This window comes from Aquimarina sp. Aq107 (assembly GCF_943733665.1).
GTDB lineage: Bacteria > Bacteroidota > Bacteroidia > Flavobacteriales > Flavobacteriaceae > Aquimarina.
Map to the genome: position 1 here is coordinate 1,377,227 of NZ_OX030782.1, position 20,638 is coordinate 1,397,864.

Sequence of the window (20,638 nt, forward strand, 5' to 3'; positions counted from 1 at the left end):
ATTAGTGTTAGTTTTTACTATAAATATCGACATATTAAGCAAAAATTTTGCTTTAATACTTATGAAATCCAAGATCCAATTTGTACTATGTCTGTTACTTACAAGTAACCTTCTTTTGGCCCAGAAAACAACTGATCCTTATAATCAAAATGAAGAATTAGGAAAAGTACGATGGTTGCGGGATTATGATACTGCAATAGCGCTCGCTAAAAAGGAAAATAAAGATGTGTTGATTTTATTTCAAGAAGTGCCAGGTTGTAGTACTTGTAGAAATTATGGACATAACGTTTTAAGTCATCCTTTGATGGTTGAAGCTATAGAAAATTCATTTATACCGTTAGCGGTATTTAATAACAAAGGAGGTAAAGATGCGGAAATACTTCGTAAGTATAGTGAGCCTAGTTGGAACAACCCAGTAGTTCGTATCGTTGATATTAATGGAGATGATGTAATAAAACGGATAGGGGATGACTATTCTGCACTGCGTTTGTGTAAAAGTATGCAACAAGCTATTGAAGAAAAAGGGCGAGAAATTCCTGAATACATCAATTTATTGGCGCAAGAATTATCCGTAAAGAAAGTGCATAAAGCTTATTATAAGATGTCTTGTTTTTGGTCTGGTGAGAAGGAGTTAGGTAAATTAACAGATGTATTAAATACAAAGTCTGGATTTATAGATTATAGCGAGGTAGTAGAAGTTACATATAACCCTAGGGGATTGACCAAAAAAGAATTAGATACATATGCAAAATCTAATGGTATGACCTTAATTGATAATCAACAATCGTATCAATCTTCATCAAAGGATATACATTATTATTTACAACAGACAAATTTTAAATACATACCATTGACCAAAATTCAGCAAACGAAAATTAATAGTGCTTTGGGTGATGGTAAGTCTGCATTACATTTCTTGAGTCCTACTCAGCTAAAATGGTTTAAGGCGATTAAAAATAATAGAGATGAGGTATTGTTTCATGTAAGTTTTGCCAAAGCCTGGATCAAAAAAAACAAAGGAAAAGGAGCTATCTAATACTTGTTATAGTTTGGTTGTTATATAAAAGTGGAGATTCGTAATATCACTTCCGAACTGAGGATATGATATTGTTTAAATTTATTCATCTTTCATCAACTGATCTGTATAATGTACTTTATGTTTTGGTTGGGCAAAACGTTTTGTATTATAGGACTTAGAAGCTCCTTTAGCTATAGAGAGGGTTTCCCAAGACTGCGTACTAATCATTTTTCCTATAAATACAATTTGTCCAATATGATAAGAATAATGTGCAAGTTGCCTATTAATTGCCTCTGTAATGGTATGTTCAATATTCCGGATATATATGGGTTGATCAAAATTAGTTTCATTGATAATGTCCAAGGCATTAAAAAGGCATTGCCATCCTTGGTCCCATTTGATTAATAATTCTTCTTTAGATCTGATGTCATTTTCGAACTCTTTATCGCGTTCTCTCCATTTTTTCTCTCCATCAGAGGTTAGGAAATCTGTCCAACGAGATTTCATATTACCCCAAAGATGTTTCACAATAATTGCAATACTATTACTGTCTTCATTATGCTGCCAAAATAAATTTTCATCAGAAACTTGATCAATTGTTTTTTCCCCTAGAGATTTGTAGTACAGGAACTGTTTTTTGATTCCTGATATATATATAATAGTATCCATTGTTCTTATTTAGTGATTAGAATATAATAAATTTTGAGCATATAGGTTTATAATGCTATATCATATTTTTGATAAATAACGGTATAAAAAAAGGCAGGATGGTTAGTGGTGATTTTAGTTAAATAACAGATTTATAACACTTTATTTATTTTTTAGATTGTAGTTTTAAAGGGAAAAATTATGTTAATTTTAAAATTAATGTAGTGCAGTTTAAAATCTTAAAACCTTTATTATGAAAAAAATGATGAATTCAATTTCTGGAATTAAAACATTACCTAAATCTTCTCAAAAAGAAATCAAAGGAGGAATGCCTATTTTGTCTGATTGCCAAAGAGGATGTTACAGATTTTATCTTGTAGATATTGATGGAATCAATTGTGCAGTTCCAAGTCCTAGTGGAGCAGTTTGTTTTGGTACTGTACAAAATGGACAGTGCTGTATTTAATTGATTAAATTAGTTGTTTTGATCAGAAAGCTCTTAACAAAGAGTTTTCTGATCGATTTAAAATGTAGCACTATTTTTGATACTTTCTTTTTCTAAGAAAAGAAAACCCAACTCCAAATAGCCCTAAAATTATTAGTGGAACCACGATGTTGATTATCTGCCAAAAACTTCTAGTTGCTACTACTTTTTCTATATTTAAGAAGGCAATGTTTATTTCTTTACCTCTTACTTGGGTTAGTCCAGAATCATCTAGTAAATAGTTAACGGTGTTTAATAAAAACTCCTTATTTCCGTATTGCAGATTTAAATAGGGGTCATATCCTAAGGTGATTGGCCTTCCTTTTCTAATGCCATTTTTAATCACATCACCATCCGCAATTACCACCATTTTCGTTTCGATACTTGTATCTTTTCCATCAATAATTTTAAATGGCTTTACACGATCTTTATATGCAGATTTAAAACTTCCCTCTAACAAGACAGCCAGGTTATGATTTCCTTCGGTATAACCAGTAATATCTGGTTTTTGCCCGATAATATTGTCAAGTCTTATTTCTGTTGGGATTCCTTCTAATTTTGATCTTTCAGAACTGGTTAATAATATGGTCTTAGTTAGATCATTTTTTAAAGTATCTATTTGGTTCGAAAATTCAAACTTCACAGATTCTATGTTTTTAACAATAGGATGATTTCCGCTGTTTTTTGTTAACGAAGCATAAAACCATGGATGCGGAGTAAATTGAGTATCATTTCCTTGGCCAGAGGCAAGCATTAATGGAGCAGAGTAGAGGTCATTTACTATAACCGGATTAATTCTTACTCCATAAGAAAATAATGCATCTCCAAGTTTTAAATCTTGCATAAATGCTACAGCCGATCCTTGAGATTGAGGTGTGAATAAGCTGTCAATCTCCATACCAACAGATTCTACTAGCCACAGCGATTTTCCACCGTCCATAATAAACTGATCTAATACATATTTTTCTTTTTCAGAAAACGGTTTTGTTGGTTTTGCATTAATTACGAGATCAAACTTTTGTAAATCTTGTAATGTTTTTTCTGGATTAGAGGCAACAGAATCTAAAGTAAAGGCGCCAACAAAATAATATTCCTGAAGCGTTTTGATAAAATCAGCTATTTTAACATCTGGTAGTTGTCCATTTCCTTTGATTACCGCAATTTTGTGTTTTTTTGGATGGATTAGTTTTTTTAGAGCATCAGCAAAAACATACTCTAATTGTTGAATAGAGTTGTTAACTCTTTCTTCGGTAGTGGCTCCAATTGTATTTTTTACCAAAGCGACTTTAACACTGCGGTTTTGATAATTCATAATGGCCCAAGGAACAACAGTTTCTATTTCAGTTTTCCCGCTTTCTTGTACACTAACTTCCATAGGAGTCAACCCTAATCTTTGTAATTCCTCTAAGGTCTCTTTTCTAAATTCTTCCTCCTCAATTGGGTTTGTAAAAACATACTGTATGTTAGAATTTATAGCATTAAACTCTTCTAGAATTTGTTTAGTTTCTGCTTGTAGTTTTCTAAATTCTGATGGGAAATCACCTTCTAATAAAACGTCTATAGAAATTGGCACTTCTGCTTCTTTCAATAGATTTTCGGTTGCCTCAGAAAGAGTAAAGCGATTATCTACTGTTAGATCAAAACGATTGTATAAAGAATTTCCTCCAATGTTAAGTATAATAACTGTAATGACAGCAAAAGAGGTAAATTTCAGAATAGTTTTTATAGGATATTGTCGTAGTATAATGGTTGTTAGAAATACGAAAAATGCAATAATACTGATAAAATACACAATATCTCTTGTATCTATAATCCCTTGACTAATACGCTCGTAATGTAATTGAATTCCGATTTGTTCGATAGTATAATCAGTAGCTCCAAGCAATTGGTAGTCTGCTAATCCACTAAATCCAAAATAAAACAGAAAGCATAAAAATACACCAACTAAGAATGCTACAATCTGATTGTTTGTTATAGAAGATGAAAATGTTCCTATAGCTGTATAGGCACCACAGAGCAATAAAAGAGCGATATAAGATCCAATCGTGCTACCAATATCTATATTCCCTATTGGATTTCCCAACTGATGTATTGTGATTACATATAACAAACTTGGGATCAGAGCTAAAATAATGAGTAAAAGACTTCCAAAATATTTTCCTAAAACGATCTGCCATCCTGGTAGGGGTTTTGTTATCAGAAGTTCTAGTGTTCCTTGTTTTCTTTCTTCTGCAATACTTCTCATGGTTATAGCAGGAATCAAAAACAATAAAATCCAAGGAGCAATCAGAAAAAATGGAGAAAGGTTTGCAAAACCACTATCCAAAATATTGAACTGCCCTTTAAATACCCATAAGAAAAGTCCATTAAGAACTAAAAATATACCTATTACTAAATACCCTACAGAGGAGGCAAAAAATGTATTGATTTCTTTTCTTATTACTGCAAGCATATTCTTGTATTGTCGTTTTTTTTATAATTAGTTTCGGGTGAAAATAAGAATTTAGTAGACACTTCTTACTATACGTTTAAAGATACTATCTATATTTCTTGAACACTCCAAGCTTCTGGTTTTTGGTTAAATTTATTTTTGGTATTTGCCCAAACACCTTTAAATAACGAAGAGTTTCTGTAGTTATTGAGGTGTTCTTCAGATTCCCAGTGACTATAGGTAAAAAATTGATTGGTTTGGTGGATATCTCTTATTAGTTTTAAGTGTAAGCACCCTTCAAAATTTCGAATTTTATCCTTGTTCTGATGGAAATTCTCCAAAAATGCATCGATTTGTTCTGGAATGAAACCTAATTTTACAATTCTTATGATCATTGTTATTTTCGCATTTTAAAATTTAAAAGAATTATAGATCATTCAAAAGTAATACTCACTGTATCTCGAAAGTGCAATCCAAACAGACTTGAGGCACCTCCAACAGTTTTTGGATTACTTTTATATATTGCTAATTCTAAATACCCAGATGAATTAAATACAGCTAATTTTTTTCCATCTTCCTCGCGTTTACTTTTTTCAATATCAAAATTTATGGCATCACTGTACCGTTCATAAATAGTACTAAAAACAGCACTTCTTGCTGTGATTTTAAACGCTCTTCCTTTACCAACATCATCAAACAACTTACGAGTGATATTAGTAATTAAATTTCCATAATTATCAATATATATTATACTACCCACGATCTGTTTATCACCAAGATTTACGATAGGAGTAATTCCTTTAATTAATTTAATATCAGAAATAGATTTTCCTATTACTTCTAATGTTCCTCCTCGTGCAATGTGGCAGGCCACAGCGACAAAAACATCTAATACAGGAAAATTCGTTCCAATTGCATCGTGTATGTTGATTTCAACAATTTTTTCTGGTCTAAATTCAGAAGCAATTAATGAAATCAATCCATTATTAGCACAGATAAAATAATGATCATCAAGTTGTACTGCAATGTGTTTGTTCTCTGGATTAAGTTCACTATCAATTCCTACAATATGAATACTTCCTTTAGGGAAGCTTTTATAAGCGTTTTGAATAATATAGGCAGCTTCAGTAATATGGAATGGTGAAATTTCATGAGAAATATCAACAATTGTGGCTTCAGGTAATTCCGTATAGATAGCACCTTTAACCGCAGACACAAAGTGATCTTTGATTCCGAAATCAGTAGTTAAAGTTATTATTGGCATCTATAAGAATTGTTAATATCTTTTAATTATAAGCGCTTAAAAATATGTAAATTTGCTATGAAGTTATTCAAAGTTTTTTTGAATCTAGAAATCAACCAATAAAAACATATGAGTTTATCATTTTAGACCACTAATATTCTTTATGATCTTTAACAAAATCCAACTTATAATACGTTTTTCATTTTTGATTCCCCGACAAAAACTTCAAACAATCCCAATAGCTATTGGGACCACAAACTTAGTCAATCCAAAAAACAAATCATACTAAAATTTCTATAGCTTTTGAACGAACTTATTATTGAACTGACAGAAATCAATCCACGGGAGTTTTTCGGACTTCAGAATAGCAATATCCAACTATTGAAAAAATACTTTCCTAAGTTAAAAATTGTAGCTAGAGGAAGTAAAATGAAGGTATATGGAGACGAGGAGATGCTCGAGGAATTCGATGCACGCCTTAATATGCTTTTGGAACATTTTGGGAAATACAACAAACTTGATGAGAATGTTATAGAACGTGTACTTACTAGTGATACTAAAGCGGATTATGAAACTTCTGCAGTTAGTGGAGAAACACTTGTTCACGGAGTAGGAGGTAAGGCGATTAAAGCGCAGACAGCAAATCAACGCAAGTTGGTGGAATTGACGTATAAGAATGATATGGTTTTTGCTATTGGACCTGCAGGAACTGGTAAAACATATACAGGTGTTGCTTTAGCTGTTAAAGCATTGAAAGAAAAACAAGTAAAGAGAATCATACTTACACGCCCTGCAGTAGAAGCAGGAGAGAATTTAGGGTTTCTACCTGGAGATTTACAGGAAAAACTGGATCCGTATATGCAGCCACTATATGATGCATTACGTGATATGATCTCTCCAGAAAAACTAGAAAGTTTTATAGAAAAAGGAGTAATACAAATTGCTCCGATGGCATTTATGCGAGGACGTACTTTGGATAATGCGTTTGTAATTCTTGACGAAGCGCAAAACACTACGCATGCCCAAATGAAAATGTTCTTGACCCGTATGGGTAAAAATGCAAAGTTTATGATTACCGGTGATCCTGGACAGATTGATTTACCGCGTAGAGTAACATCTGGTCTAAAAGAAGCATTATTAGTGTTAAAAGGAGTTTCAGGAATTGGAGTAATACACTTAGATGATAAAGACGTGATCCGTCATAAATTGGTAAAAAAGGTGATTGCGGCATATAAAGAAATAGAAAACAGAAACGATTAATTTAGAGGTGAATATGTGAGTTTTTGAGAGGTGAGCCTTTCAATAAAATATATTATAAGTTTTGTAAAGATTGTTGTATTATTTTGATATTAAAAGGAGATACATTGAAAAGTAAGTATCATTTTAAATTTGAAGATTTAATTATTTACAATAAAGCTATTGAGTTTGGGGAATCGGTAAATAATCAGATAGCTTCTTTTCCGAAGGAAGAAATGTATAGATTAGCTTCTCAGTTCATTAGAGCAGCGGATTCGGTAGCATTAAATATAGCAGAAGGCTCTGCAAGTTCTGATGCTCAGTTTAATAGATATCTTCAAATGGCTTGGGATAGTGCGCATGAATGTATTGTTTGCAGTACTAAAGCAAAATTAAGAGGTTTTATTAGGGAAGATCAGGATGAAAGAAATAGATCAGATATTACCGAATTATCCAAAATGATAACCTCATTTAAAAGACATTTAAAATCAAAATCTAACGAGTAGTCACCATTATTTATTTTTAAGATACTCACATACTCCACAACTAAGATACTATTATGAATACGATTACAGATACCAATTATAATTTTCCGAATCAGAAATCAGTTTATAAAGGAAAAGTAAGAGAAGTATACAATATAAATGATGATCTGTTGGTAATGATTGCTACAGATCGTTTATCTGCATTTGATGTAGTAATGCCAAAAGGAATTCCTTTTAAAGGACAAATACTGAATCAGATTGCTACTCAGATGATGAAAGCAACTGAGGATTTAGTGCCTAATTGGTTAATCGCCACTCCTGATCCTAACGTTGCTGTAGGGCATCTTTGTGAACCGTTTAAAGTAGAGATGGTGATTAGAGGATACCAATCTGGTCATGCTGCTAGAGAATATAAGGCTGGTAAAAGAATGTTATGTGGTGTTTCTATGCCTGATGGGATGAAGGAAAATGATAAATTTCCCAAGCCTATTATTACGCCATCGACCAAAGCTGATAATGGAGAACATGATGAAGATATTTCCAGAGAAGAAATCCTTGAAAAGGGTATTGTTTCTGAAGTTGATTATCTAGTTCTCGAAGATTATACTAGAAAATTATTCCAAAGAGGAACAGAGATTGCTGCAGAAAGAGGATTGATTTTGGTAGACACTAAATATGAATTTGGAAAAACGAAAGATGGAAAAATAGTCTTAATAGATGAAATCCATACTCCAGATTCTTCGCGTTATTTTTATGCAGAAGGATATGAAGAAAGACAGCAAAAAGGAGAAGCCCAAAAACAGTTGTCCAAAGAATTTGTAAGACAATGGTTGATTAGTAATGGTTTCCAGGGAAAAGAAGGACAACAAATTCCTGATATGAGTAATGAGTACATCAATTCTGTATCGGATCGTTATATTGAGTTATTCGAGAATATAACAGGAACTCCTTTTGAAAAAGCGGATGTTTCTAATATCGATAGTAGGATAGAAGAGAATGTCTTAACGTATTTGAAGACTGTTTAATTTATGCAGTTAAGTTAAAAATTATCGCAGAACGGGAGTATATGTCATTCCGGACTTGATCTGGAATCTATTGTAGATAATAAACTGATTGGTTTAATTTTTAATTCTCAATTCTTGTCTACGCATTGGCATTTGATCTATCTGATCAAAAATTTGTACAGATGATAATACTTTGTTAGACTTTAACTTCGTGCCGCCATCTAATCCAAGTAGAATAATTTTAAAGTCTTCATTGGATGCATTATATTTCTTATAAGAGGCACTACTTTTCGTTGATGTGTTTTTATCTATTCCTGTTTGATAGGAGGTAGGTGTTATCTGATATACTATTAGTTTTCTATCCTGTAGATTTTTGGATTTGTTTTTAAATTCCTTTAGTTGTTTAACTAATTTGGGGTTTTTATAGGAATCTGCAATAATCAAAATCAAGCGATCTTCCCATCGATGTTTATTAAGATCTTGGGAGAAAGATACAATTGGTAATAGGAGTAAAAGAAATACTAAGTTTTTCATGAATATAAGATATGAAAAATATAGACTTCCTATAGTTATAAGACTATTAAAAAGATATAATTATAAAAAATAAAAGCAACCACATGAAACCACCTGATTGCTTTTTAATAAACATTGTTATATAACCTAATTTTATATTGCCATGTTTATTCCGTTTTGTAATTGTAGATATTCTTTTTTAGCACATTATCATTACTATCAGTTATATAGTCTAATCTATTAAAGTTGTCATAATGATATTTAATCTCTTCCTGTCTTGCGTCGATTTCTGAAGTAATATTGCCATTATCATCATAAAAAGATAATTTAATCATGGCATTTGGTAACCGACTATATAGTTTTATTAGCTCTATTTTTAATTGATTATTATTAAGGTTTTGTAATTGGTTGTATGATACATCAAGATTCTCTATGACCTCCGAGAATCGCACGTTATCGATTGAAGCAACAGAACGCTTATAATTATAACCAGAAAGGTTAACCGCATATAATCCTTTGCCATTAGTAGTTTCTTCAACAACGCCTTTATTACTAATTTTAGTAATCTCACTAGTTAGTCTTAGATCATTTTCATTAGGTCCGCTATACTCCTTTTTAGGATATAACCTTCCCGATTCATTACGCCATTCTGCCACAGTAACTCCAGTTATTTTATTGTCTATTTTTGAAATTCTTTTAGAAACTGCATTTATCATATTTACATTCTCAAAAGCATTTGAGTTTTCATATGCATATTCTATATTTTGTTCCTCTATTAGCCCTTTACTATCGGTTCTTTTACTTTTATTAATAAGACCTTTTTCATTGTACTCATATTCTTCTATGCTTGTAATTATATTCGGTTGTGAATTTTCATAAAAATATGTTTGGGTAGTTTTTTTATTTTGTAACAATCTATTACCAATAAAAACAGGTCGGTTTTCTGAATTGTATTCAAATAAATCAGGACTAATAACTGTAGAGTTAATAGTCTGTTTTACTATATTTCCGTCTATGTTTTTTATTACAGTTTTTTCTAATAATCCAGCTTTTCTGATATCCAGATCACCTGTATTGAAATAATTAAATACTTTACCAATGCTAGAATTACCATCCCCTCTTTTTTCGGTTATTACCTCCCTGTAATAAGTAGCATTATTAGCTAAAGTCCTTGGTTCATTAAAGGTATAATCAGTTATATTATTTTGATTAAATCCGTCATATACATTTATTGATTTAATTACAATATCATAGATGTCCTGATTGATCATATTATCTTGAAACCTTTGAATAAATGTTTTAAGCGTACCATTAGAACCTTTTCTGGTTATATAATATGAATTAGATAGTTTTGTAGATGCAGGGTATTCTGAAATTTGAAGTTCATCTCTATTTATTTCACCATTCTTAGGGTTAATGTAAAAATACCGGAACTTTTCATCTTGCCCTCCATATTTTCTAACAAACAATTTATCATTTCCAGATGCCCCTAATTGAAAATCATATCGATAATAAGTTCCTATTTCATTTAATACATTAGAATCATATTCTTCGATTAACTCTATACTATTAGAATTACTTTTATAAATAGAGTTTTCATAAATCACATATTCTCCTATTTCGTATGGTTGATATTTATGTTCTTCTATATCGTATTCGGTAAAAGAATTGAAATTTGGATCAAAAAATATTACAGATTTAAGCGTCGTATCCTCTGATTGACTTGCTTTTGAAGCAAACAGTTTGTTAATTCCATATCTGTATTGAGCAAAATAATAAGGCCCAATCCAATCTTTTCCATTAAAAAAATATTTATTTCTTCGATTATCTAAACCGCTAATAACATTATTGAAAATTAGATTTCGTGAAAACTCGTATTCATTTAAAGTGATATCTGATAGAATAATATCTCTAGGATAATTAGGGTAATCTGTACAGTATGGATCTTCTGGAAATAAATTACAATTTGGTGCACTGGCAAGATCATATGTTTCTGTTCTGAATGTATGATCCATTTGATAACTAAATGCTTTCCCATCAAATAATAAGTGTTTTCCTTTAATGTTGTCGATAGTAACATCATCATAATTTCCCTCTTGATTAAAGGAGTCTGCTTTTCTCCATTGTTTACCAGATTTTACAATTGGGATCATCGTTCCATCTTTTGCTACAAAAATCACATATCTATCCGTTGTAATCACTTGACTGATTTCCGTAGCTATTATTGGTACGTCAAAAGTTTTTTCTTTCCAGGTATATCCGTCATCATCTAAGCAAAATATCGTACAGGTATTTTGAAAATAATACCCCATATAATCATCTTCGACAAAACTTATAGCACCAACAGAACTTTGTTTATTATAATAGAATATTTCCTCTATCCAATTTTCTCCATTCCAGGTATTAACAAGAAAATACGGATTAGTAACACCTTTAACATTTCTAACAATAATGTTGTCCTTTAAAAAAACACTTAATGCATGAGCACTAGAGCTAGTGTAAGAATGGTTAATGTAGGAAGGACTATTATTGTACAAAAATTTATTTTCATATTGATAGGTTACCTCAGACCCTGTAGTATTTTTTATCTTATGTATTGTCCCTTTAAATACTCCATCCGTATTGTACTCAAAACGTTGTGGGTTTAAGGGTTCGTTATTACTATTGTTTAAGGTAATTTGGGTAAGGTATCTTTTGGCAAACAAATCTGATCCATAGATTTCATATCCTAATTGATGCTTACTTAATTGTTGTCCATCACTTCTCTTTAAAACAATATTATCTAGGTATTTTTTTTCATATTGTTCTTGATATGCATCTGGTTCATTGATCTCTGTATGGGGTTCATAATATTCTTGGATAGAATTTGTATTTGTTTTATCCAGATAATTAAGTTCTATTGCTTCTCCAGAATCAGATTCAATTCTTACAAGGTAAGACGCCTCCGTATGTTTTGGGCCTAGGTTGTCTGCTTGCACAGCCTGATTTGTAGTTTCATAAAAGAATTCAATCTTGTCATTCCATTGATTCGAAATTTTTGATAAATTCCAGGCAAAAGTTTGCAGCGTACCTCCAGTTGCTTTAGAATCTCCAATCCAGTTTTTCCATCTAATAATATTTTCATTAGCATTAGTGGTAGTATTAGTATCAGAATTACCATAAAAATAAGTGTTTCCATTATCCTTTGTAATTACCCAATAATTACTAGATCTATAATAAAAAACTTTCCAATTAGGTAGGTTCTCAACTTTAAACTCATAAAAGTTTGCAGATGTTTTTTTTGTACAGATTAATTTTTTTAAACCACCCTCTAACAAAAAGAATTCATCATCATCTCTATAACCGGTTTGTTTATTATCGGCTATTATTTTAGAAGTATTGATATTCCAACCTAGACCAACCACTCCTGTAGCCTTCATTTTGTTGGAGTAATCAACATACTTAATAGCATTAGATCCGTTAAAACTTAAATCCAGACCTGCTGTTAATCTATTGGATGTAATAGATGTAATGGGAACGGAATAATTTACTTTACCATTAGCTTGATTTATAGTACCTGTAGATAAACCATCTATTGCACTAGTCGTACTTTCATTAGCTGCAAATTCTGGTTCTTCTCCTGAAGCGGTAGATTTCTGTTCTATTGTATCTTCTTTATTAGACTCTTTAATGTCGTACCATACAGTTTGTGATTGTAAAAGTGCGCAAAAAAGAAAAAGAACAGAGGTGCAAAATATATTTTTAATTTTCATTTTATATTGTTTTTATCTCAGATTTTGTGTGGTTGGATTACCAATCTGCAGTTTGGTTTTTTAGGGCTTCGGGCATTTCCTGTTTGATATATATATAATGTCTATAATAGTTCTTCTTTTCTTTTATAATCAAGTGTAACTTATTATTGCTTATTAAGGCTTTGTAGAGGTAATGATCCATACTTCCTCCTATGGAAATATTTTGTTTTTGAAAAAACTCTATTTCAAATTCATTTGTGTTTATGGCATAAAAACCTTGAGTTGCAATGTTTGGATTTATTTTATCCTTGTTTTTTTCTAAATAGATTCCGTTTTTTTCAACCGTAAATTTATTTACATGTCCAGTTTTAAAAAATCTTAGATAATGATCTTTGAATTTATAAGTTTTCCAACTACTGTCATATTCAGTTAAGAAAGAACTATTATTATTGGTAAAGGAGTATTTCCTAAGATATAAAACTTCAGTATTAATAATATTTAGTACATTCTCTTTAGATCTAATTTTTAGAACAGAATGTTTATCATTAATTCTTAACCTGTTATTAATATCTTCTTGACCAAAATAAGTGGAACACGAAATTATCGAGCAAAAAAGAAATAATATTTTAATTCTCTTTAAAATTTTTACCATAATGTATATGGATTATTATATGAATTATATTGAAAGTATAATGCCTTTCTATTGTGAGTCATAATGAAACCAGGTTGTCTAGTATCTAGGGCTAACTTTTTACCAAATAACTTTACCGCAAGATATATATCGTGTGCACGTAAATCCTGAATTTTGTGACGATTTTTTTCCGAATTTAATCCCACACGATACCCTTTATAAGCTAAATATTGAGCTCCTAATCTATATTTAGGACCTTCCTCTTCAACAAAATTATGTGGATATTCCTCATCAAATACTGGATTAAAAGGGACATCTAGTCTTCCATGGTTAGCTTTAATTCTGTCATTTAATTTATCAGAATCTTCACTGTAGTCGTCTCTGTAGCCTGTGAATAAATTAAACCCATAACTGAAATCTCCATAGCTTAACTGTAAAGCAGCAGTTCTATAGCTATCATTTCCATCACCTAAAGAGTTAGATCCTATTCCGATATACTGAAATGGAAATCCATCATTTTCATATCGAAAACCAAATTTACCTGAAGTAAAATCCAATCCACCTACCCTTTGCCCTCCATTTTTACCAAGGCCATCAGTAAATTTTGTAGTATAAAAACGTAGTCCCGTATCTCCATCATTCCATCCTAATGAATACGATAACCTTGTCTCATTTGATACTGTTCTATGTCCTTTATCTACATCAAAGGTACCATAATTAGTAAAACCATATCCAATACTTCCTTCAAAATTACCTAAACGTCCATTGATACTAGCATTGAGTCCCCAACCTCCAAAATTTGACCCCCAACTATAAGTAGGATTAAATGATAAGGTTAGTCCGTCACCTGTAGCATCACCCGTTGCAACACTATTAAACTGAGAATACGCAGCTCCAAAAGCGGCATTTTCTACACTTTCATATCCAGCAAAAGCACTTTGAGCCGCTCCTGTACCTAATGATGTAAAAAAGTCTTCCCAATTGTTAACATTACCTCTTGCTGCATCAAAGGCTGTATATACAAAGGCACCAACTAATGTGGCAAGCCATGAAAACTCTCCATCAGGATCTACCATCATGACGGGATTATTACCCATCGCCAAATATGGACTACTAAATTGTCCTTGTGGATCTACTGCAAACCATCTTCCTAAAGAAGCATCATACATTCGAGATCCAAAATCATAATGATCAAGACCACCTTCTTGTTGTATTTCTTTGCCTTGGAACTTGTAATTGTATTCGCTGGCAATTGATGCTTGTAGTTCTCCTGAATGGGTTAATCCAAAGGGATAATAATCTGTATTTGATATAATTTCATTAGTCTCTATATTACCATTATTATTGGCATCAGTATACGATAACCTGTTATTTCCTAAATGATCTGCATACACATAGGCATACTTATAAGAATTACCTACTTTATACACGAAACCTTCAGCTTGCCCGAAAAACTGGAGTTGAGAATTAGTATATTGGAAACCTCCTAAATATTCTGTTTTTGTAGTATTTGCTCCGGAAGTATACGTTTTAGATAATTTTGCCCCGGTAGAGTTATAGGTGATATCAATTATTTCTCCATTGTCAAAGGTCACTTTACTAGGCAAATTAAGATAGTTATAAGTAATACTAAATTTTTTATGATTATCCCTTATCAGGTTACCGTTTTCATCATATTCATAATCTACAGTGTTATTATTGTTAGCATCTTTAAAACCATATTGATCGTTTCCAGAATCAGTAACTTTAGTAAGCTGGTTGCCATTATATTCATACATTAGATTGTCCATATCTAAATATGAAGAACTGTTTTGCCAGCCATTTCTGGATAACGATGTAATATTACCATTTCTATCATAGTTCAAATTAGACACGTTGTAACGATTGTTTTCAGTAACTGAACTACTAGAAAATGTTGCCTTAGAAATTCTTCCTAAATTGTCATATTGATAATCATAGGTTTTTAAATTATCATTGATGGCTGATTTCCAGTCTACTCCTGTAATGGTTCCGGAATAAAGAGGGGTAATTCCTGAATTAGCATTATTATATCTGGTTTCAAATGCAAACAGGTCATTGCCTAAATCTTGATTTGGATTGTTCAATTGTTTTAGCCAACCTCTTATATTTCTTTTGTATTCAATATTTTGTAAAGCTGTTGTATTATTAGATGTACCTCCAATTTTTTTATTAGTTAATTCTCCTAGTTCGTTATAAACATGCTCTACAATTCTTTCTTCTTGTTGATTATTTATCTTTTGAAGTTGATTTGTTAATCTGCCGGCATTATCATATTCAAACCTATCTGTCGTTTGGATACTTGGTGAGGAGGAAGTTCTTTTATGAGTAGTTATGACTTTCTGTACATTTCCAGTAAAATCCAGTTCAGTTTCTACAATATTGGAACCAGAAAGGTGGTTTTTTCCATATACCTTTATTTCTTGAGTTTTATGATCGTAAAACGGATATGACTTGGTCCAGGTATTTGCTCCAATAGTTTTTGACCAACTTGCAGTGGGTAAACCTTTGGTTTTAGAAGTTACCACTTGTCCTAATACATTTGTTGGAATCGATGGTTTATCAGAGTCAGAAAAGTTATAATCATCATAATAGTTTACGGATGTGACTTCTATAATGTCAGTATTTGGAAATGCAGTATTGGAATAGTTAATGGAAACTCCACCAATAATATTAGTGGTATTTGTTCTATTTTCTACATTAGAAAGGTTATTAGAGTTATTAATAAAATTATCTATTTGTGCTTGTGATTGTTCTTGTGTTAAACTACTACTAAATTTTCCTGAGTATATAGTTCTTCCTAATGCATCATACTTGTTAAACATCCATTGATTTAAACTTCTTAATTGATAATCTTGAGTTAAAATGGGCCTATCCAGTTGGTCATATACTACGTATTGCCATGCTTTTCCCGGCATTTTTTGACCAATTTGTCTATTGTATTTGTCATACTTATACTGAAATGCTAAATCATTAAGATTTGATGGGTTCAAAGCAAATCGTGCAGGAAGTAAATCTTCGAAGTTAAAATTTATAAGAGAAACTCTAAACGCAGCCTGAGGATCATTATCAGGGCCATTTGTAACTCTTAACGTATTATGAATCGTTCCATTTATCAGAGAAAATTCATACCAAATTGTATTATTGCTTCCCGGTCTATATATATTGAATAATGGCCTATCTGGTATGATAATACTGCCATTCGGTAATGTGAAAATATCACCTAATTTTAAAAAAGCTCCCGATTCAGAATTAATATCATCTAATTGGAAATCTACATTTCCTCCAAAATGATAATCTGTAACGGTATTCCCTTCATTATTATATGGTTGCAAAGAAAAATTAGAATCTCCTTGAGCAATTACTTGCATTGGATTTTGTACAAAATTTTCAAAAGGAATAGAAATATTAAATTCTTCATATGTAATTACATCTTCGATTTTCTCATATGCTTCAGGAGGTATCATATATACCAATCTACCCTTATAGTCATAGATATATTGTGTAATTAGTTTTTGTTCAACTCCATTATCTTTTATATAGTTTATAGAAGTAATTATTCTTCCATTTTTATCGGTAAAAACTTCTTTAGTATTTAATTTACCATCAGTTGGTTTCCAATTCTCATTCTTACTAATGTTTTTTACTAACTCATTGGGGTTATAATATGAAAGGCCAGAAATCAAATTATTAGAATCACCAATATCAAATCTTCTAATTTCATTAGATGTATTAGTAATTGTTTCAAACTTAGATGTATGATTAGTATTGCTGTTTTCAGATAATAACCAATCATCACCTGGAGAAGCAGATTCTAATACGCGACTTAAAGGAGAATTATCAAATCTTTGTTGAGCATACGGATTTGTATCTTCATAAGTGTTTTGATAATATGAGTTAATCTGAGAAACAGGATTACTAATAAAGTTACCTGTATTTTGATTAGATGGTAATGGTAAATAGGATTTTTCCGTTCTACCGAATTGATCATATTCATAATGGTTTACAATATCAAGGCCGTTAGGACTCTGACCAATAGCATTTGATTGTATTGGTCTACCTAATCCATCATAATACGTAATACTTCTATATACTGATTCATTTATTAGTGTTAGATCACTAATTCTAAGAAGTACATCTGGTGTTAAATGTGCTCCTGGTGATAATGTGATAGATTGAGAAGCTGTAAAATTTTCATTGCTTCTGGGATCATCTATAGTTATTGTACTCGATGATCCAGATGAAATATTCACAATTTCATTAACCTCACTAATACTCATTTCCTCTTTAGGAACTACAGACATTGTGAAATTTTGATCTAAAGACTGTGCATTTACATTATATACATAAATGCTAATTAATATGAATATGTACTTTTTCATAAATAGAATTGTATTTATTCTTTACCTAACAACGTCTCAACCTTAGCTAATCTAGCCTCAAGGTTTTGGTTATTTGTTTTAAGTTGATTATTAATTTTTTCTTGCTCCTTTAACTTCTTCTCCTGCGCAATAGTATACAAGGTCAATTCTTCAATTTTCTCTAAGAGTTTAGCGTTCATTTCACCTAATTGGATCCCATTTTCTGCTACTTCTGCAGCGGATGGTATATTGATCAAGTGACCTTTACTAGAGATATGGTCTTCTACTTGTTGTAGGGTAGGGAGGTTGTAATCTTCTTTAAACACATAATCTGCCCAACCGATTAAATCTACTTTTACTTCTTTGGTATGGATATTTCCGTTCACGGCTAATTTGGCATCTGGAGTTGTGGTGCCAATACCTACATTACCTGTTGAACGTTGAAATGTCATTATTTGATATGACCAACTAGCTTCTCCATTATCTCGTTGTGTTCTTATACCGAAAGTATTTCCATCATTATGGGCGTTAAAAAGCCAATCATTTTTTGCTTTACCATTTATAATTAAAGCACCCCAATTATCGTCTCCAACTCTAACTGTACTGGTAACATCTAGTTTATAAGCAGGAGTTGTGGTTCCAATTCCTACGTTTCCTCCATTGAAAAATGTATTTCCATTTGACGCAATCAGAAATTTATTTTCAAAGCTAGAATTTCTTCCTGTAATATATCCGTGCTCTTGTCCATTAAGACTTACTAAATAGCTACCTCCTTTTTGAACACTTAGAAATTCTTGACTAGCTATTGATCCGTTAACATCTAATTTTCTGGTCGGATTAGACTTGCCTATACCTAAATTCCCATCATAACTTAAGTATAAATCATTTTCTCCATAATTTAATCTTCCAAATTTTGCAGTTAGTAGTACCGTACCTGAGCCAACGGGAAGTATGCCTTCTAAAATGTCTCCTCCTATCCAAGCAGATTGATCCAAATAGACTTTTAAAACTGGTATTGCGCTAGTAAAATTAATTTCTAAATAGGCTTTTGTACTATCATAGGTAATTCTTGCATCAGACCAATATCCATTGTCACTGACTGAACTAAGATTTAGACCACCATATGCAGACCAACCTTTAAACCAAGATATTTTAGCGACTCTTGGTGTCGATGAACCCCCGGTAGTTAAGAGTGTAACTTCATTGTAACCTCTTCCATACGCTCCATCAAGTCTTGCAACTTTTTTCCAACCAGGTCCATCTACAGAAACTGTTTTGTTTATTTCATTTTGAGCATTTAATCCTAAGCTGGTAATACACAATATTAATAAGATAATTTTTTTCATATTCTAAGGGTTATTTGTTGTCTAGTACATTGTTTAATTTCTCTTCAAGGGATTTAATACGTTTCTCCTGCTCAATAGTATATAAAGTCAGTTCTTCAATTTTCTCTAGAAGTTTAGCATTCATCTCACCTAATTGGATGCCGTTTTTCTCTACTTCTGCCGCAGATGGGATGTTGATTAAATGACCTTTTTCTATGATATGATCTTCTACTTGTTGTAGGGTAGGGAGGTTGTAATCTTTTTTAAATACATAATCTGCCCAATTGGTTTCTACTTTAATTTCTTTAGCTCTAATATTTCCGTTTACGGCTAATTTAAAACCAGATGAATTTGTTGTACCAATGCCAACGAATCCTTCAAAATAGGATGGTTTACCATTTCCTCTTAAACTAGTTTGCCCTCCTAAGGATAAATACCCATATTCACCACTTGCGTTGTCCGCAAGATGAAGATGTATTTTCTGAGAGTTATTTTTTTCAGTAATTAGTAGTCCTTTGTCTTCATTTTGATTATCGTCTTGAGCAATTTCTATTCTACCAGACGGAAAATACCAATCACCTTTTGTTGGAACATCTTCTAATGAGTCGATGTTTAAAGATTCTATAGGAGTATCTGCTATAGTGACGATAAACGGAGCTTCTTTAGTAACCACAGCTGTAAAGGAAAGATGTCCCCATCCACTTTGGGAAAATGCCCACAATTCAGATACCTTGGCAGATATTTTTTTGAATTTTAAAACAGGCATATTTGTTCCAGAAACGTTGTGTTGCCAATCATTAGTGGAGTTTTCTCTAAGTCTTAAGATTGCAGTACCATTATATTTTGTCCAAGTATTTACGTAGTGAAAATTAACAGAAATGTTTACTGAATTATGATTTCCATTTCCGTTTAAATCAAAATTCATAAGCTTATACCATTTACCTCCAGAATGTTGACCAAGTGAATACTTCTTTTCATAATGATCTTGTCCAAAAACACTAATACTAGAAATTAAAACACACAGAAAAAACAATGACTTACTCATAATTTAAAAAAATTGAATATTATTAATTGACTATATTTAAATCTTCCGTTTTAGGGTTTATACCTTTTGGTATTTAAAAGAAGGGCGCAAATATAATATGAATAAGGTAATCCCATCGTTTAAATAATTGATTGTTAACAACTTCTTAATGCACGAAATTCTAATATTTTAATAGTTGTTTGGTAATGAGTTTTTTAGCTTAAATCCCTTAATGTTTTTATATTTTTATTCTTCTAAAGTTCCCCGTTTGGTTTTATTTTATAATATATAGTGTCTTGAGATTGTAATATGTTACTATCAAAATTCATTTTTTTTGAAATAATATGAAAACTGACCCTTCGACTATATTCAAGGTTCTCTATGTAATACAAAATAAGTTAGGTTTCGGTGTAGTCGAAACGCGACAAGCTTCGTATGTATAATAGATAAGATTATGAGAACTTCAGTCTGCGAAGAGGTTAATGA

At 31.6% G+C, this 20,638-nt stretch carries 15 protein-coding genes; 5 read left to right on the top strand and 10 right to left on the bottom strand.

Annotation, left to right across the window (positions count from 1 at the left end; genetic code table 11):
- Window positions 1-61 precede the first annotated feature (61 nt).
- A complete protein-coding gene (locus NMK29_RS05545; protein ID WP_108802589.1) occupies window positions 62-1,036 on the top strand; it encodes a VPGUxxT family thioredoxin-like (seleno)protein, type 2 in 975 nt (324 codons plus the stop codon).
- 81 nt (window positions 1,037-1,117) lie between these two features.
- Here NMK29_RS05545 and NMK29_RS05550 read toward each other — a convergent pair whose 3' ends face one another.
- Window positions 1,118-1,687, bottom strand: coding sequence for a DUF1572 family protein (locus NMK29_RS05550; protein WP_108802590.1), 570 nt, complete (start codon window positions 1,685-1,687; stop codon window positions 1,118-1,120).
- A gap of 232 nt (window positions 1,688-1,919) precedes the next feature.
- Between NMK29_RS05550 and NMK29_RS05555 the strand changes: the two genes are divergently transcribed.
- Window positions 1,920-2,132: a hypothetical protein gene (locus tag NMK29_RS05555; protein ID WP_027394010.1), complete on the top strand. Its 213-nt coding sequence runs from the start codon at window positions 1,920-1,922 to the stop codon at window positions 2,130-2,132.
- Between the two features lie 70 nt (window positions 2,133-2,202).
- Here the strand turns inward: NMK29_RS05555 and gldG are convergent, their stop codons facing one another.
- From gldG to NMK29_RS05570, 3 genes are all read right to left on the bottom strand, one after another.
- Complete coding sequence (gene gldG / locus NMK29_RS05560; protein ID WP_108802591.1) at window positions 2,203-4,602, bottom strand: gliding motility-associated ABC transporter substrate-binding protein GldG; 2,400 nt, start codon at window positions 4,600-4,602, stop codon at window positions 2,203-2,205.
- Window positions 4,603-4,691: 89 nt separating this feature from the next.
- Window positions 4,692-4,976, bottom strand: coding sequence for a putative quinol monooxygenase (locus NMK29_RS05565; protein WP_108802592.1), 285 nt, complete (start codon window positions 4,974-4,976; stop codon window positions 4,692-4,694).
- Window positions 4,977-5,014: 38 nt separating this feature from the next.
- Window positions 5,015-5,845: an S-adenosyl-l-methionine hydroxide adenosyltransferase family protein gene (locus NMK29_RS05570; protein WP_108802593.1), complete on the bottom strand. Its 831-nt coding sequence runs from the start codon at window positions 5,843-5,845 to the stop codon at window positions 5,015-5,017.
- A gap of 282 nt (window positions 5,846-6,127) precedes the next feature.
- On the opposite strand from NMK29_RS05570, the gene NMK29_RS05575 reads away from it, so the two are divergent.
- The 3 genes from NMK29_RS05575 to NMK29_RS05585 all read left to right on the top strand — a co-directional run bounded on the left by NMK29_RS05575 (window position 6,128) and on the right by NMK29_RS05585 (window position 8,570).
- Window positions 6,128-7,084, top strand: coding sequence for a PhoH family protein (locus tag NMK29_RS05575; protein WP_027394006.1), 957 nt, complete (start codon window positions 6,128-6,130; stop codon window positions 7,082-7,084).
- Between the two features lie 104 nt (window positions 7,085-7,188).
- Entirely contained in the window at window positions 7,189-7,566 is a 378-nt protein-coding gene (locus NMK29_RS05580) for a four helix bundle protein (RefSeq protein ID WP_108802639.1), read from the top strand.
- 53 nt (window positions 7,567-7,619) lie between these two features.
- A complete protein-coding gene (locus tag NMK29_RS05585) occupies window positions 7,620-8,570 on the top strand; it encodes a phosphoribosylaminoimidazolesuccinocarboxamide synthase (protein WP_108802594.1) in 951 nt (316 codons plus the stop codon).
- Window positions 8,571-8,663: 93 nt separating this feature from the next.
- Here the strand turns inward: NMK29_RS05585 and NMK29_RS05590 are convergent, their stop codons facing one another.
- From NMK29_RS05590 to NMK29_RS05615, 6 genes are all read right to left on the bottom strand, one after another.
- A complete protein-coding gene (locus NMK29_RS05590) occupies window positions 8,664-9,083 on the bottom strand; it encodes a DUF4174 domain-containing protein (RefSeq protein WP_108802595.1) in 420 nt (139 codons plus the stop codon).
- Window positions 9,084-9,229: 146 nt separating this feature from the next.
- A complete protein-coding gene (locus NMK29_RS05595; RefSeq protein WP_108802596.1) occupies window positions 9,230-12,814 on the bottom strand; it encodes an RHS repeat domain-containing protein in 3,585 nt (1,194 codons plus the stop codon).
- A 37-nt stretch (window positions 12,815-12,851) separates the two neighbouring features.
- Entirely contained in the window at window positions 12,852-13,445 is a 594-nt protein-coding gene (locus tag NMK29_RS05600) for a hypothetical protein (RefSeq protein ID WP_108802597.1), read from the bottom strand.
- On the bottom strand, window positions 13,439-17,824 hold the full coding sequence (locus NMK29_RS05605; protein ID WP_108802598.1) for a DUF6443 domain-containing protein: 4,386 nt from the start codon (window positions 17,822-17,824) through the stop codon (window positions 13,439-13,441). Before NMK29_RS05605 ends, NMK29_RS05600 begins: the two co-directional genes overlap by 7 nt.
- Window positions 17,825-17,838: 14 nt before the next feature.
- On the bottom strand, window positions 17,839-19,149 hold the full coding sequence (locus NMK29_RS05610) for a hypothetical protein (protein WP_108802599.1): 1,311 nt from the start codon (window positions 19,147-19,149) through the stop codon (window positions 17,839-17,841).
- Window positions 19,150-19,159: 10 nt separating this feature from the next.
- The gene (locus NMK29_RS05615) at window positions 19,160-20,173 is read right to left on the bottom strand and encodes a hypothetical protein (RefSeq protein ID WP_108802600.1); all 1,014 of its coding nucleotides are present in this window, start codon (window positions 20,171-20,173) and stop codon (window positions 19,160-19,162) included.
- Between the last annotated feature and the right edge of the window lie 465 nt (window positions 20,174-20,638).

Bases quoted from the DNA above. Each gene is read 5' to 3' on its own strand.
- NMK29_RS05545 (WP_108802589.1), top strand. From the start codon at position 62: ATGAAATCCAAGATCCAATTTGTACTATGTCTGTTACTTACAAGTAAC.
- NMK29_RS05550 (WP_108802590.1), bottom strand. From the start codon at position 1,687: ATGGATACTATTATATATATATCAGGAATCAAAAAACAGTTCCTGTAC.
- NMK29_RS05555 (WP_027394010.1), top strand. From the start codon at position 1,920: ATGAAAAAAATGATGAATTCAATTTCTGGAATTAAAACATTACCTAAA.
- gldG (WP_108802591.1), bottom strand. From the start codon at position 4,602: ATGCTTGCAGTAATAAGAAAAGAAATCAATACATTTTTTGCCTCCTCT.
- NMK29_RS05565 (WP_108802592.1), bottom strand. From the start codon at position 4,976: ATGATCATAAGAATTGTAAAATTAGGTTTCATTCCAGAACAAATCGAT.
- NMK29_RS05570 (WP_108802593.1), bottom strand. From the start codon at position 5,845: ATGCCAATAATAACTTTAACTACTGATTTCGGAATCAAAGATCACTTT.
- NMK29_RS05585 (WP_108802594.1), top strand. From the start codon at position 7,620: ATGAATACGATTACAGATACCAATTATAATTTTCCGAATCAGAAATCA.
- NMK29_RS05590 (WP_108802595.1), bottom strand. From the start codon at position 9,083: ATGAAAAACTTAGTATTTCTTTTACTCCTATTACCAATTGTATCTTTC.
- NMK29_RS05595 (WP_108802596.1), bottom strand. From the start codon at position 12,814: ATGAAAATTAAAAATATATTTTGCACCTCTGTTCTTTTTCTTTTTTGC.
- NMK29_RS05600 (WP_108802597.1), bottom strand. From the start codon at position 13,445: ATGGTAAAAATTTTAAAGAGAATTAAAATATTATTTCTTTTTTGCTCG.
- NMK29_RS05605 (WP_108802598.1), bottom strand. From the start codon at position 17,824: ATGAAAAAGTACATATTCATATTAATTAGCATTTATGTATATAATGTA.
- NMK29_RS05610 (WP_108802599.1), bottom strand. From the start codon at position 19,149: ATGAAAAAAATTATCTTATTAATATTGTGTATTACCAGCTTAGGATTA.
- NMK29_RS05615 (WP_108802600.1), bottom strand. From the start codon at position 20,173: ATGAGTAAGTCATTGTTTTTTCTGTGTGTTTTAATTTCTAGTATTAGT.